This is a genomic window from Burkholderia sp. KJ006 (assembly GCF_000262695.1).
In the GTDB taxonomy this organism is placed as follows: domain Bacteria; phylum Pseudomonadota; class Gammaproteobacteria; order Burkholderiales; family Burkholderiaceae; genus Burkholderia; species Burkholderia vietnamiensis.
Window position 1 is genome coordinate 889,283 of sequence record NC_017922.1, and the last position, 14,913, is coordinate 904,195.

A 14,913-nucleotide genomic window follows, 5' to 3' on the forward strand; every position below is an offset into this window, starting at 1 on the left:
CGCGCAGCGTCGAACGCGCGGCGACGGAGGCGTGACGGACCGCGACGACGGGTTGCGGTCCGCCTCTCTTTGCAAACGCCGTGCCAGTGCGCACGGGCCCGCGCGGCCGTGCGGCGATCGCGGCGGTCACGCCCCAGGTGTCGGAAAGACGGACAGCAGCAGCCGGCCGGTGTCGGGAAACCCGACACCCGCTGCGCCGTTCAGTCGTCGCGCTCGATGCCGAGGCTCGCCATCCGCGCGTACAGCGACTGACGGCCGATGCCGAGCTGCCGCGCCGCCTGCGCGCGATTGCCGTTCGCGAGCGCCAATGCGCGCAGGATCGCGGCGCGCTCGACCGTCGCGAGCGCATCGGGCAGCGGCTGGTCGAACAGGAACGCGGGCAGCGCGTCGTCCGCGGGCCACGCCAGCGCCGGCGCTGATGCCACGCCGAGCGCGAGATCGGCCGCGCCGATCGCAGGCCCGGGCGCGAGCGCTGCCGCGCGCTCCATCACGTTGCGCAGTTCGCGCACGTTGCCGGGCCAGCGGTGGGCCAGCAGCGCACGCTGCGCATCGTTGGTCAGATGCAGCACACGCGCGCCGGCCGCGCGCTCGAGAAAATGCGCGGCGAGCGGCAGGATGTCGGCGACCCGCTCGGCGAGCGGCGGCAGATGCAGCGGGATCACGTTCAGCCGGTAGAACAGGTCTTCGCGGAACCTGCCGTTCGCCACCGCGGCCGCGAGGTCGCGGTGCGTCGCGGCCACCACGCGGAGGTCGATCGTCGTCGGCCGGTCGGCGCCGAGCGGCGTCACCTGACGCTCCTGCAGCGCGCGCAGCAGCTTCGCCTGCATCGCGGCCGGCATGTCGCCGATTTCGTCGAGGAACAACGTGCCGCCGTCGGCCTCGACGAGCCGCCCCGCGCGATCCGCATGCGCGCCGGTGAACGCGCCGCGGCGATGGCCGAACAGTTCGCTCTCGAGCAGCTCGGCCGGCACGGCCGCGCAGTTCACCGCGACGAACGGCCCGGCATGCCGCGCCGACGCCGCGTGCAGCACGCGCGCGGCCACTTCCTTGCCGGTGCCGGTTTCGCCGGTGATCAGCACCGTCGCGTCGCTGGTCGCGGCGCGGCCGAGCTGCTTCTGCACGTCGCGCATCGCGGCGCTCGCGCCGAGCAATCGCGGCCGGTCCGACGCGCTCTCGCCCGCGAACCGGGCCGGTTCGGCGTCGCCGACCGGCAGCGGCGCATGCGCGGACACGATGCGCTCGAGCAGGCGCGCGATGTCGTCCCGCCCGACCGGCTTCGTCAGATGATCGAACGCGCCGAGCCGCATCGCGTCGATCGTGTTGTCGCTGGTCGCATGGGCGGTCAGCATCACGACCGGAATCGCGGCGAGCGCCGGGTCGTCGCGCAATTGCGCGAGCACCGCGAGGCCGTCGAGGTCCGGCAGCCGGAAGTCGAGGAACACGCAATCGACGCGCGCGCCGTCGCGCAGCGTCGCGAGCGCCGCGCGCGCGGATGCGGCCTCGACGACCCGATGACCGAGATCGCCGAGGGTTTCCGCGAGGCCGTCGCGGAATGCGGCGTCGTCGTCGACGATCAGGATGCTTGCCATGGGATCTCGATCACGAAGGAAGCGCCGCGCGGCGTCGTGTCGACCCACGCGCGGCCGCCGTGCGCCGCGGCCACTTCGCGCACGACCGCGAGGCCGAGGCCGGTGCCGTCCGCCCGGCCCGTCACGAACGGCTCGAAGATCCGCTCGCGCTGCGCGTCGGGAACGCCTGGCCCCGTATCGGACACCGTGAAGCGGAGCATCGCGCGCCCGTCGGCCGTCGAGCGCGCGGCCGCGACCGCGACCGCACCGCCGTCGCCCGCGTGGCGCAGCGCGTTGAGCAGCAGGTTGTCGAGCGCACGGCGCATCTGCTCCGCGTCGAACGCCGGGCCGTCGGCGGGCGCCGCGAAGCGCTCGCCCCGCCCGTCGGGCGTGCACGTCACGGCGATGGATTGCCGCTGCGCGAGCTCGCGATGCGCATCGACCACCTGCGGCAGCCACGTGTCGAGATCGACGCGCGTCGCGTGCGGGCTCACCGGCTGGGTCAGCGCGAGCAGGCCCGACAGTTGTGCGTCGATGCGGGCGATCTGCGCGAGGATGATGCGCAGCGCCTCCTGCTGCCGGCTCACGTCGCCGGCGAGCGCATTCTCCGCCTTCAGCCGCATCGCGCCCATCGGATTGCGGATTTCGTGCGCGAGCTGTGCAGCCAGCTTGCCGAGCATCGCGAAGCGCTCGGCCTGCACGAGCCGCGCGCCGAGTTCGCCGGCCTGCTGCTGCAGGCGTTCGGCCCGTCGCGTGCGCGCGTTGAACGCGTCGATGATGCGGTCGAGATCGGGCTCGCCCACGCGCGGCAGCTGCGCGTCGCGGCCCTCGGTCGACAGCGCCGCCTCGATGCGGCCGAGCTTGCGGTTCCAGCCGCGCAGCGCGAACGCGAGCGCCGCCGCGATCACGAGCAGGACCGCGAGCACCGCCGCCAGCGCCGTCGCGAGCAACTCGCCATGCCGGCCGAGCGGCGGATGCGCGCGGGTCAGCATCCACGCGAACAGCCCCGGCATGCCGGGCACCGGGCAGGCCGCCGCGACGACCGCGTCCTGCGCGCCTTCGACCACGCTGGTCGACGCGATGCCGATCGCCGCGCTCGCGCGCAGCGTCCGCACGATCAGCGGCGTTTCGGCCTCCGGCACGTCGCGCTTGATGCCGCTGCCCTGATAGGTCGGAAACGCATACGCGACGAAGCGGCCGTCGGCGTCGGCGCCGCTGCGCGTCCAGAAGCCGCCTTCGACGTCCGGCGTGCGGGCGAGCACGATGTCGAGGACGGCGTGCATCCGGTCGGCGTCCGGCTGCGCGCCGGGCGGCGAGCCCGCGCCCGCGTAGCGCGACGCGACCGCTGCACACGCCGCCGCGGCCTGGGTGCGTGCGTCGGCGACCTGCTCGCTCGCGGCGGAACGCGTGACGATCCACACGAGCGCGACGAGCGTCGCGCACAGCACGGCAACGAGTGCCCACAACATCACGAGCTGGTTGGAAAACGACGGGCGCTTCATGGGGTCCGGCGGGGTTCCGGCGAAAAGGCGATCGCGACAGGATAGCGTAAAGCCTGCCGACCACCCAGGCGCGGGCCGGGCCGGGCTGGCGCGTCGGGCCCCCGCCGACGCGCCCGCGCCGTCAGCGCCGGTTCGAGCGCGACACCACGTCGATCCACACGGCCAGCACCAGCACCGCGCCCTTCACGATCATCTGCCAGTACGCGTCGACGTCGAGCATCGACATCCCGTTGTCGAGGCTCGCCATCACGAGCGCGCCGATCAGCGCGCCGTACACGGTGCCCGACCCGCCGCGCATCGACGTGCCGCCGATGAAGCACGCGGCGATCGCGTCGAGCTCGCCCATCGTGCCGGCCGACGGCGAGCCGGCCGCGAGCCGCGCGGTGTTGACGATGCCGGCAAACGCGCACATCAGCCCCATCAGCGCGAAGATCGCGAGCTTCACGCGATCGGTGTCGACGCCGGACAGGCGCGTGGCCTCCAGGTTCGAGCCGACCGCATAGATGCGCCGGCCGAACACCGTCTGCGTCGCGATCCACGAGAACACGCCGAGCAGCGCGAGCAGCAGCAGCACCGGCACCGGAATGCCGCCGTAGCGATCGAGCGTCGCGACGAACGCGAACAGCACGGCGCCGGCGCCGACGACCTTCGCGACGTCCTGCCACGGCGGCACGACCGCGAGCCGGTAGCGGCGCCGCGTGCCGCGCTGCCGCACGACCAGCAGCGCGACGAGCGCGAACAACAGCACCGCGAGGCCGTCGCCCACCGCGCGCGGCAGATAGCCCTGGCCGAGGAACACGAAGCCGTCGGACACCGGCGCGATCGTCGAGCCGCCGGTCACGCCGAGCAGGATCCCGCGGAACGCGAGCATCCCGCCGAGCCCGACGATGAACGACGGCACGCGCCGATAGGTCGACCACCAGCCATTGAACAGCCCGACCAGCACGCCGAGCGCGAGCACCGCCGGCACCGTCGCGGCCACCGGCCAGTGGCGGTTGACGTCGAGGATCGCCGCGACGCCGCCGAGCAGCCCGAGCAGCGAGCCGACCGACAGGTCGATCTCGCCGGCGATGATGACGAACACCATCCCGCACGCGAGCATGCCGGTGATCGACATCTGCCGCAGCAGGTTCGAGACGTTGCGCGGCGTGACGAACGCGCCGTCGGTCAGCACCGAGAAGAACGCCCAGATCGCGACGACCGCGAACAGCAGCGCGAGCACCTTGTAGCGCACGAAGATCTGCCGCAGCGGATGGCCGCGCAGGCGGCGCGCGTCGGCGTCCGGCGGCACGGCGGAAGAGGAGGAAAGTTCGGTATTCATGTCGCACTCGCTGCAATGGGTTCGGCCGGACGCCGCGCGGGCTTCAGCGCGGCGCCGAGAATCTGTTCCTGCGTGAGACCGTCGTTCGCGAAATCGCCGCGCAGCTCGCCTTCGCCGATCACCAGCACGCGATCGGCGAGCCCGAGCACTTCCGGCAGCTCCGACGACACGACGATCAGCGCGACGCCGCGCCGCGCGAGCGCGAAGATCAGCCGGTAGATCTCGGCCTTCGCGCCCACGTCGACGCCGCGGGTCGGCTCGTCGAGGATCAACACCTGCGGGTCGGCGAGCAGCATCCGCGCGAGCACCGCCTTCTGCTGGTTGCCGCCCGACAGGCTCGCGATCGGCAGGAACGGATGGGCGGCGCGCACCGACAGCCGCTGCATCTCGGTGCGGATCGCGTCGAGCTCGGCGGCCGCGTCGATCCGGCCGCGCGTGGCGAACCGGCGCAGCACCGACAGCGTGATGTTGTGGCCGACGCCGAGCTGCGGCACGATCCCGTGACGCTTGCGATCCTCGGGCACCATCGCGATGCCCGCGCGGATCGCATCGGCCGGCGAGCGGATCGCGAGCGGCCGGCCGTTCATTCGCACGGTCGCCGTGCTCGCCCCCGGATACGCGCCGAAGATCGCCTGCATCAGCTCCGTGCGGCCCGCGCCGACGAGCCCCGCCACGCCGAGGATCTCGCCGCGCCGCACGCTGAACGACACGTCGTCGACGCGCTTGCGGCGCGGGTTGGCGACGTCGTGACAGGTCACGTTGCGCGCTTCGAGCACGACCTCGCCGATCTCGTGCGGCTCGCGCGGATACAGGTTGCCGATGTCGCGCCCGACCATCATCGAGATGATCCGGTCGGTGCTCAGCGCGCGCATCGGCTCGGTCGCGACGTGGCGGCCGTCGCGGATCACGGTCACGGTGTCGCACACCGCGTCGATCTCGTCGAGCTTGTGCGAGATGTACACGCACGCGACGCCGCGGCGCTTCAGGTCGCGCACGATGTCGAGCAGGATGCGCGTTTCCGCGGCGCTCAGCGACGACGACGGCTCGTCGAGGATCAGCAGCTTCGCGCGCTTGTTGAGCGCCTTCGCGATCTCGATCAGCTGCTGGTGGCCGCCGCCGTAGTTCATCACCGGCTGCGCGACGTTGATCGCGTCGATGCGCAGCTCGCGCAGCAGCGCCTCCGAGCGGCGCACCATCTCCGCGTAGTGCATGCGGCCGCCCGGCAGCGTGATCTCGTTGCCGAGGAAGATGTTCTCCGCGACCGACAGCTCGGGCACGAGCATCAGCTCCTGGTGAATGATCACGATGCCCGCGCGTTCCGTGTCGCGCACGCCGGACGCGACGAGCGGCGCGCCTTCCCAGCGGATCTCGCCGTCCCACGTGCCGTGCGGATACACGCCCGACAGCACCTTCATCAACGTCGACTTGCCGGCGCCGTTCTCGCCGCACAGGCCGACGCATTCGCCGGGGCGCACGGTCAGGTCGATGCCGTCGAGCGCCTTCACGCCGTCGAATGCCTTGACGATGCCGCGCATCGTCAGCAAGGGTTCGGTCATACGTTCATTGCCTCGCAATCGGCACGCGGCCGCGCACAGGGCCGGCCGCGTGCAGCGCGCCGCGCGCGCCGTTACTGGCTCGCCAGCTGCGCCTGGGTGTAGAAGCCGTCCTTCACGACGATGTCGACGTTGCGCTTGGTGAGCAGCGTCGGCTGCAGCAGCACCGTATCGACCTTCTTCCTGCCGTTGTCGTACTGCGCGTTGAACGCGGGCTTCGTGCCCTTCGCGAGATCGACCGCGAGCTTCGCGGCTTCGCTCGCGATCAGCTTCAGCGGCTTGTAGACGGTCATCGTCTGCGTGCCGCCGATCACGCGCTTGACCGCGGCGAGATCCGCGTCCTGCCCGGACACCGGCACCTTGCCGGCCAGATGCTGGGCGGCGAGCGCCTGGATCGCGCCGCCGGCGGTGCCGTCGTTGGACGCGACGATCGCATCGATCTTGTTGTTGTTGGCGGTCAGCGCGTCCTCGACGATGCGCAGCGCGGTCGAGGCGCTCCACTCGGGCACCCATTGCTGGCCGACCACCTTGATGTCGCCGCGATCGATCGCCGGCTTCAGCACCTTGAGCTGCCCTTCGCGCAGCATCTTCGCGTTGTTGTCGGTCGGCGCGCCGCCGAGCAGGAAGTAGTTGCCCTTCGGCTTCGCGTCGAACACGCCCTGCGCCTGCAGTTCGCCGACCTTCTCGTTGTCGAACGAGATGTAGGCGTCGACGTCCGCATCGAGGATCAGCCGGTCGTACGACACGACCTTGATGCCGGCCTTCCTCGCTTCGGCGACGACGTTGCCGAGCGTCTTCGAGTTGAACGGCACGATCACGATCACGTCGACGCCGCGCGAAATCAGGTTCTCGATCTGCGAAATCTGCCGCTCCTCGCTCGCATCGGCCGACTGCACCGACACCTTCGCGCCGAGCTTGGTTGCCGCCGCAACGAAATAGTCGCGGTCGCGCGACCAGCGCTCGACGCGCAGATCGTCGATGCAGAAGCCGATCTCGGGCTTGTCCTTGCTCGCATGCGCGAGCGGTGCGCCCAGTGCGAGGATCGCCAGCGCAGCGGCGCCGGCAAGCGAACTCAATACGGTACGACGCGTCACGGATTGCATGTCTCCACTCCTTGTTATGGAACCACCTTACGAACGCCGGGCGGCCGTCGGAACGGGCCGCCCGCATCGAGTCGTCGCCGGGCGCGTCATGCGCCCGTCGCGAACACCGGTTCGAGCGCGCGGTACAGCGCGCGAAACGTCGGCCGCCGCACGTCGCGATACCACGCGTGCCGCTCGCGATCCGGCTCGCGCACCGCGACCACCGGCGGCTGCGGGCACACGTCGTCGAGCGACGCGGCGGGTTCGCACGCAAGCTGTGCGAGGCGCGCGGCGCCCAGCGCCGGGCCGACTTCGCCGCCCTCGCGCAGCGTCAGCGCGCGGCCGCTCAGGTCGGCGAGCATCTGGGTCCAGTACGCGCTGCGCGAGCCGCCGCCGATCACCGTGATGTGCTCGGGCGCGAGACCTGCCGCATGCAGCGCGTCGATGCCGTCGAGCAGCGCGAAGCCGACGCCTTCGAGCGTCGCATTGGCCAGATCGGCGCGCCGCGTGTCGGGCGTGAGCCCATAGAACACGCCCTTCGCGTTCACGTCGTTGTGCGGCGTGCGCTCGCCGCTCAGATACGGCAGGAACCACGGGCGCGCGTCGCGCGCGTTCGCTTCCGCGTCGGCGAGCAGCGCCGCCACGCCTTCGTAGCCGGTCAGTTGCGCGGTGAAGTCGATGCAGCCAGCCGCGTTCAGCATCACCGACATCAGATGCCACGTGTCGGGCAACGCGTGACAGAAGCTGTGCACGGCCGACTCCGGGTTCGCGCGAAAGCCGTCCGACACCGCGAAGTACACGCCCGACGTGCCGAGCGACAGCAGCGCATCGCCGGGCCGCACGATGCCGACGCCGACCGCGCCGGCCGCGTTGTCGCCGCCGCCCGCCACCACCGGGATCTCGGGCAGCCCGAGCGTGCGGGCCACCGCCGGCAGCAGCGTGCCGGTCACGCGATTGCCTTCGAACACCGTCGGCATCTGGGCGCGCGACAGTCCGCACGCGGCGAGCAGCGTGTCGTCGTAGTCGCGCTTCGCGACGTCGAGCCACAGCGTGCCGGCGGCATCCGACGCATCGGTCGCGAACGCGCCGGTCAGCCGGTAGCGCAGATAGTCCTTCGGCAGCAGCACGTGGGCGATGCGCGCGAACACGTCCGGTTCGTGACGGCGCACCCACAGCAGCTTGGGCGCGGTGAAGCCCGGCATCGCGATGTTGCCGGCCACCGCGCGCAGCGTCGGCGCGGCGCGTTCGAGCTCCGCGCATTCCGCGTCCGCGCGGCCGTCGTTCCAGAGGATCGCGGGGCGCAGCACGTCGCCGTGCGCGTCGAGCAGCGTCGCGCCGTGCATCTGGCCGGTCAGCCCGAGCGCGACGATGTCGCGCGCATCGATGCCGGCCGCGCGCGCGTGGGCGACGAGCGCCGCGAGCGCGCCGCATGCGGCGTCCCACCAGTCGCCCGGCGCCTGCTCGGACCAGCGCGGATGCGGCCGGCTCACCGTCAGCGCGTGGCTGGCGGATGCGCGCACCGCGCCGTCGCGGTCGAGCAGCACCGCCTTCACGCCCGACGTGCCGAGATCGAGTCCGATGTACATGGCGTCAGCGCAGCGCGTAGATCGCCTGGTTCACGATGTTCTCCAGCCGCTCCTGCGCGCCGCTCACGTGCTGCGGGTTCACGCCGCGCGCGAGCGCGTCGTCGGCGAGCGACTGCAGCGTGTAGCCGCCCGACAGGATCTTGCGGCCGAACGCGTCGTCCCACTGCGCGTAGCGCTGCCGGCGCAGCGCGTCGAGCCGGTCGTTCTCGACCAGCACCGCCGCGCGTTCGAGCGCGAGCGCGAGCACGTCGATCGCGCCGACGTGGCCGTAGAACAGGTCTTCCGCCGCGACGCTCTGGCGCCGCACCTTCGCGTCGAAGTTCATCCCGCCGGTCGTGAAGCCGCCGTGCCGCAGGATCTCGTAGAACGCGAGCGTCAGCTCCTCGACGCTGTTCGGGAACTGGTCGGTGTCCCAACCGTTCTGCGGATCGCCGCGGTTCGCGTCGACGCTGCCGAACACGCCGAGCGCGAACGCATTCGCGATCTCGTGATGGAACGAATGGCCGGCGAGCGTCGCATGGTTCGCCTCGATGTTCACGCGGATCTCGTCCTGCAGGCCGTACTGCACGAGGAAGCCGTGCACCGTGGCGACGTCGTAGTCGTACTGGTGCTTGGTCGGCTCCTGCGGCTTCGGCTCGATGAGCAGCGCGCCGTCGAAACCGATCCGGTGCTTGTGCTCGACCACCATCGACAGGAACCGCGCGAACTGGTCGCGCTCGCGCTTCAGATCGGTATTGAGCAGCGTCTCGTAGCCTTCGCGGCCGCCCCACAGCACGTAGTTCTCGCCGCCGAGCCGGTGCGTCGCGTCGAGCGCGTGACGCACCTGCGTCGCGGCCCATGCGAACACGTCGGGATTCGGGTTGGTCGCCGCGCCGGCCGCGAAGCGCGGATGCGAGAACAGGTTCGCCGTGCCCCACAGCAGCCGCACGCCGCTCGCCTGCTGGCGCTCGCCGAGATAGTCGACCATCCGCGCGAAATTCGCAGCGTACTCGCGCAGGTTGTCGCCTTCCGGCGCGACGTCGGTGTCGTGGAACGTGTAGAACGGCGTGCCGAGCTTCGAGAAGAATTCGAACGCGGCGTCGGCCTTCATCCGCGCGCGCTCGAGCGGGTCGCCCGGCTGCTGCCAGGGCCGCACGAAGGTGCCCTGCCCGAACATGTCGTGGCCCGGCCAGACGAACGTGTGCCAGTAGCACACCGCGATGCGCAGATGCTCGGCGAGCGTCTTGCCGAGCACGTGCTTGTCGGGGTCGTAGTGGTGATAGGCGAGCGGGTTGTCCGACTGCGGACCTTCGTAGCGAATCGCGGGAATGTGTTCGAAATACGACATGGCGTCTCCATCCGGGGTCGTGTTGCAGCGCAGCGCGCCGGGGTGGCGCGCGCAGCCGAATTCGATCTGGCTGGATCGTGCCCGCGCGCCTGCCGGCCGGCAATTGCGAAATTGCGCAGCACGCTTAACGTTTCTTGCCAGCCGCGCACGCGCGGCGCGCGTTCCGTCCTACAATCGCCGGACACCAGACGAACGCGCGCCGCCCGCGGCGCGCCCCGGAGACAACGGCGCGGCGCCCCGGCGGCGCCCGCCCCGACACCGACATGACCCGCGCCCCTTCCGCCCAGACACCGCACCGCATCGCGCTGCTGTTCAACGCGAACAAGGTCTACGACCGCGAGATCATCAGCGGCATCGGCCAGTATCTGCACACGACGCGCGTCGTGTGGGACCTGTTCCTCGAAGACGACTTTCGCTGCCGGCTGGCCGGCATCGAGCGCTTCGACGGCGACGGGATCATCGCGGATTTCGACGATCCGGCCGTGGCCGATGCGCTCGCCGGCTCGCCGCTGCCGGTCGTCGCGCTCGGTTCGTCGTACGAGGACCCGGCGCAATACCCGCAGGATGTCCCATATATTGCGACCGACAATCCGAAGCTCGTGTCGCTCGCCTATACGCACCTGATCGGCGCGGGGCTCGCTCACTTCGCGATGTACAGCCTGCCGGCCGCGCAGGAGAACCGCTGGGCGCAGCAGCGCGAACTCGCGTTCGACCGCCTCGCGCGCGCAGACGGCCTCGATGCGCCGATCTACCGCGGCGTGTCGACGAGCGCATCGGGCTGGGATCACGCGATCGAGCAGCTGATCGGCTGGCTGCGCGAGCTGCCGAAGCCGGTCGGCATCATCGCGGTGACCGATGCGCGCGCGCGGCACCTGCTGCAGGCGTGCCTGATCGCCGGCATCGCGGTGCCCGAGCAGGTCGCGATCATCGGCATCGACAACGATCCGCTCACGCGCACGCTGACGCGCATTCCGCTGTCGTCGGTGATCCAGGGCACCGAGGAAATGGGCCGCACCGCGGCGCACCTGCTGCACCGGATGCTGCGCGGCGCGCGGTTTCCCGGGCAGCGCATCCTCGTGCCGCCGGTCGGCATCAACGTGCTCGAATCGACGCGCCATCAGCCGCTCGCGAGCCCGCACGTGATGCGCGCGCGGCACTTCATCCGCCAGTACGCGTGCCAGGGGATCAAGACCGAGCAGGTCGCCGACTATGTCGGCGTGTCGCGCTCGCTGCTCGAAGAGCATTTCCGGCGCGAGCTGCAGCGCACCGTGCATCAGGAGATCCTGCGTCACAAGCTCGAGGCCGCGCAGGCGCTGCTCGCGGCGCGCGATGCGCCGAGCGCGGAAGTCGCGATCCGCTGCGGCTTCACGTCGTTGCAATACATGTATGCGGTGTTCCGCCGCGAACTCGGCTGCACGCCGCGCGAATACCAGGAGCGCGCGGCGGCCGCCCACTGAATTCACCGCCACCAGCGAACCACTCATGCGTATCGATACCGACACTTCTCACCCGGCGACCGACGTCGGCCGCATTCCGTCCGAGCCGTGGGGCACGCTGCCCGGCGGCGACCCCGTGCGGCGCTATACGCTGCGCAATGCGCACGGCGTGCGCGTCGTCGTGAGCGATCTCGGCGCGACCGTCGTGTCGTGGCTCGCGCCGGATCGCACCGGGCGCTTCGCCGACATCGTGCTCGCGCACGACACGCCGGCCGAGTATCTCGACGCGGGCGCGTACCTCGGCGCGACGATCGGCCGCTGGGCCAACCGGATCGCCGCCGGGCGCTTCACGCTCGACGGCATCGACTATCCGCTCGACCGCAACGAGAACGGCAACCTGCTGCATGGCGGCGCGAGCGGCTTTCACCGTGCGCGCTGGGACGTGATCGACGACCGCGGCGGGCTGACGCTGCGGCTCGAGTCGCCGGAAGGCGATGCGGGGTTTCCCGGCAACGTGCGCGTGCAGGTCCGTTACACGCTCGACGACGACGGCACGCTGACGATCGACTACACGGGCGTGACCGATGCGCCGACGCCGCTGAACCTGACGAATCACAGCTACTTCAACCTGAGCGGACGCGCGGGCGGCGACGTGCGCGGACATCTGCTGCAGATCGACGCCGATGCGTTCGTCGAAGTGGACGACGCGCTGATCCCGACCGGCACGGCCGACGTGACGGGCAGCGCGTTCGATTTCCGCCAGAGCGCGCCGATCGGCGCGCGCCTCGACTGGCCGCATGCGCAGCTCGCGCGCGGGCGCGGGTTCGATCACTGCTACGTGTTGCGCGAACCGGGGGGCGGCGTGCGCACGGTTGCGTCGATCTACGATCCGGAGAGCGGGCGCGAGCTCGCCGTGTCGACCGACCAACGCGGGCTGCAGCTTTATACGGGCAACTATCTGCAGGGCTTGCGCGTGAGCGGCGGTGTGGTGTGCACGCCGCATGCGGCGCTGTGCGTCGAAGCCGGGTACTTTCCGGATCAGGTCAATATGGATGGGTTGCGCGAAGAGACGATTCTGCGGCCGGGGCAGGTTTATCGGCAGACGACGCGGTATCGGGTGGGGGTGCGGGGGTAGTGGGCGCGTGCATGCCGCGGTTCGCCGGCGGCGCGCGTGATCGCGTCGTGCCGCGGTGCTCGGGGTGAGTTGCGGTCGAATTCGGCTTCGGTTCGTGCGCGGATCGTCTGCGCGGCCGCGATGCGTGATGTGGGGCGCAGGTGGCGAGCCGTTGGGATATAGCTGAGCTGACACACGTATCCCCCGCCGCTGTCAGCGCTGCGACGGCTCCACTCAGCGCTCGGGAATCTCGATCGCATGCGTCGCTCCGGACATCGATCTGGATGGTTGCTTTTTCAACAGCATGATGCTGAGCCCGACACCGACCAGGGTCAGTAGCGCATTCCCGGTCATCAGCTTGCCGAGCGCCGAGTAGTAGGCAGCATGCGCAATCTGCGTCGCCGCCGCGAACGTCGGCGCATCGTTCTGCAATCCCGATTCGGCAATATTGCGGCTGCCGTTCGCGGCCATGAACAGTGCAGCGCGTGCCGGTTCGGCGAGCGGCAGTGCCGCATGCGCGAGACGGGCGACCACCTCCGCGTGGCTCACGCGATCCAGCACGAGCCCCGCGACGCTCACGCCGAACATCGAGCCCACCATCACGAGCGTAAAGAACAAGCCGATCGCCGTACCGGCATCTTTCGCAGGCACCTGGGTGGTGACGCCGTTGATGGTCGCGGTCGTCAGCATGCCGTTGGACACACCGAAGCAGAACAACCCGACGACGAAGATCGCACTCGACGTAGCGGGCCCGAGCACGCAGAACGCCGCGCAACTGACGAACAGCAGCGACATCGATACGAGCGTAGGAATGCGGAAGCCAACGCGATCGATTACTTTGCCGGCCAGCGGCGCGATGAACGCGACCGCGATCGTCATGCACAGCAGCCACATGCCGGATTTCAGCTTCGAGTAGTCGAGTACGTTCTGCATGAACAGCGGCAGCACGAACAGAAAGCTGGCCATCGTGTAATTGAAGATCATCCGGATCAGGATGACCGTGAGATAGCCGCGGCTCGTCAACAACGTCACGTTGATCAGCGGAGCCGGCTTGCGCAGGCTGCGTCGCACGAATATCGCCGCCGACAGCAGCCCGGCCACGGCGATCGCGGCGAGTGTGGCGGTCGCGGCCGTGCTCAGCATGTTCGATACATAGATCAGGCAACCGAGGGCGAACAGGTAGAACGGCACGCCCGCGACGTCGAGCGCCAGCGGGCGACGCGCTTCGGCTGCATCGTCGGACACGAAAATCCAGGTCAGTACGATCGAAAGCAAGCCGAGCGGAACGTTCAGCAGGAAGATCCAGCGCCACCCGAGATATTGCAGGATGAAGCCACCGGTCGGCGGTCCGAGCGCCATGCCGACCCCGGTGATGGTGACCGCAACGCCGGTCGCGAAGCCCTTCTGGTCCGGCGGAAACGCATTCGCGATGAGCACGAGCGCAAGACCCAGCGTGGCGGCGAAACCCGCGCCCTGGACGAACCGCGCGACGATGATCTCCGTGACCGTGCTCGACCACGCGCCGAGATACAGCGACGACACCATGAAAAGCACCGCGCCGAACATGAACACGCGCTTTCGGCCCACGCTGTCGGCCATCTTGCCGAACAGGCAGAAGAACGCCGCAGCCGCGGTCAGATAGCTGACGATGATGAGCTGAATCTGCTGCATCGACGCACCGAACTCGGTCGAGAACGCCGGCAAGGCCAGATTCACGATCGTCATGTCGAGATTGGCGAGCAGCAGGCAGATGCCGATCGAAAATAGAACGATCCATTTCTTCATTGAATTGCCTCGTTATGGCTGCGCTGATCGCTCACTGGAACATGTGCATCTGTCGTCGCGATGAACCAGGGACGTGCCGAGCGACGCCGCTCGGCACGGCCGCCGGCCACGCCGTCATGCGAGTTGCCGCTCCAGCGTCTGCAGATCGAAATAGTCCTTGAAGAGCGTCAACTTGCCGTTTGCGTCGAACTCCAGAATCACCACCATCGGCAACCGAATCTCCTTGCCGCCCAGCACGATATGGCTCGTGCGCTCGACGATCGCGGTGCTGCCCTGTGCGATCAAGCGCTGCTGCTCCCAGCGATAGGTGCTTGCCTTGCCGAAGAAGTCGGTGATCTTCTCGACGACGGCATGCCTGCCGACATGCGCGCCGAGCGGTACGTCCTCGAGGCGCACGTCGTCGGCGAGCAGCGCCGACATCGACTCGATATCGCGCGCCTCGAACGCGCGGACGACTTGCTCGGCGAGGGTTTTCGTATCGTGACTCATGGGTTTTCACCTGTTCGTTGGGTTGGTGGAACGACGATCGACCCGGTGTTCGGGGCGAGCCGGCCTGATGCGCCGTTGCTGGACGGGCCGTGCGGCATTCGGGGCGCGTCTTCGACGGATAGACGACGGCCGAGCGATTCCTACGACAAG

At 69.8% G+C, this 14,913-nt stretch carries 11 protein-coding genes; 2 read left to right on the forward strand and 9 right to left on the reverse strand.

Annotated features, from left to right (window positions below):
• Positions 1-200: 200 nt before the first annotated feature.
• From MYA_RS27860 to xylA, 7 genes are all read right to left on the reverse strand, one after another.
• Entirely contained in the window at positions 201-1,589 is a 1,389-nt protein-coding gene (locus tag MYA_RS27860) for a sigma-54-dependent transcriptional regulator (RefSeq protein ID WP_014726156.1), read from the reverse strand.
• The gene (locus MYA_RS27865) at positions 1,574-3,070 is read right to left on the reverse strand and encodes a sensor histidine kinase (protein ID WP_014726157.1); all 1,497 of its coding nucleotides are present in this window, start codon (positions 3,068-3,070) and stop codon (positions 1,574-1,576) included. Before MYA_RS27865 ends, MYA_RS27860 begins: the two co-directional genes overlap by 16 nt.
• A 121-nt stretch (positions 3,071-3,191) precedes the next feature.
• Positions 3,192-4,391, reverse strand: a complete 1,200-nt coding sequence (locus MYA_RS27870; RefSeq protein WP_011880502.1) for a sugar ABC transporter permease — start codon at positions 4,389-4,391, stop codon at positions 3,192-3,194.
• Positions 4,388-5,947, reverse strand: a complete 1,560-nt coding sequence (gene xylG / locus MYA_RS27875) for a D-xylose ABC transporter ATP-binding protein (RefSeq protein ID WP_011880503.1) — start codon at positions 5,945-5,947, stop codon at positions 4,388-4,390. Before xylG ends, MYA_RS27870 begins: the two co-directional genes overlap by 4 nt.
• Before the next feature lie 71 nt (positions 5,948-6,018).
• On the reverse strand, positions 6,019-7,047 hold the full coding sequence (gene xylF / locus MYA_RS27880) for a D-xylose ABC transporter substrate-binding protein (RefSeq protein ID WP_014726158.1): 1,029 nt from the start codon (positions 7,045-7,047) through the stop codon (positions 6,019-6,021).
• A gap of 86 nt (positions 7,048-7,133) precedes the next feature.
• Positions 7,134-8,612, reverse strand: a complete 1,479-nt coding sequence (xylB, locus tag MYA_RS27885; RefSeq protein WP_014726159.1) for a xylulokinase — start codon at positions 8,610-8,612, stop codon at positions 7,134-7,136.
• Between the two features lie 4 nt (positions 8,613-8,616).
• Positions 8,617-9,939 (reverse strand): xylose isomerase, encoded by a 1,323-nt coding sequence (gene xylA / locus MYA_RS27890; RefSeq protein WP_014726160.1) that lies wholly within the window; start codon positions 9,937-9,939, stop codon positions 8,617-8,619.
• Between the two features lie 263 nt (positions 9,940-10,202).
• Between xylA and MYA_RS27895 the strand changes: the two genes are divergently transcribed.
• Both MYA_RS27895 and MYA_RS27900 read left to right on the forward strand, forming a co-directional pair.
• Complete coding sequence (locus MYA_RS27895; protein ID WP_011880507.1) at positions 10,203-11,396, forward strand: XylR family transcriptional regulator; 1,194 nt, start codon at positions 10,203-10,205, stop codon at positions 11,394-11,396.
• Positions 11,397-11,421: 25 nt separating this feature from the next.
• On the forward strand, positions 11,422-12,510 hold the full coding sequence (locus tag MYA_RS27900; protein ID WP_014726161.1) for an aldose epimerase family protein: 1,089 nt from the start codon (positions 11,422-11,424) through the stop codon (positions 12,508-12,510).
• Positions 12,511-12,723: 213 nt separating this feature from the next.
• Here MYA_RS27900 and MYA_RS27905 read toward each other — a convergent pair whose 3' ends face one another.
• Positions 12,724-14,274 (reverse strand): MFS transporter, encoded by a 1,551-nt coding sequence (locus MYA_RS27905; protein ID WP_014726162.1) that lies wholly within the window; start codon positions 14,272-14,274, stop codon positions 12,724-12,726.
• Between the two features lie 114 nt (positions 14,275-14,388).
• Positions 14,389-14,763: a nuclear transport factor 2 family protein gene (locus tag MYA_RS27910; RefSeq protein WP_011880510.1), complete on the reverse strand. Its 375-nt coding sequence runs from the start codon at positions 14,761-14,763 to the stop codon at positions 14,389-14,391.
• Positions 14,764-14,913 lie beyond the last annotated feature (150 nt).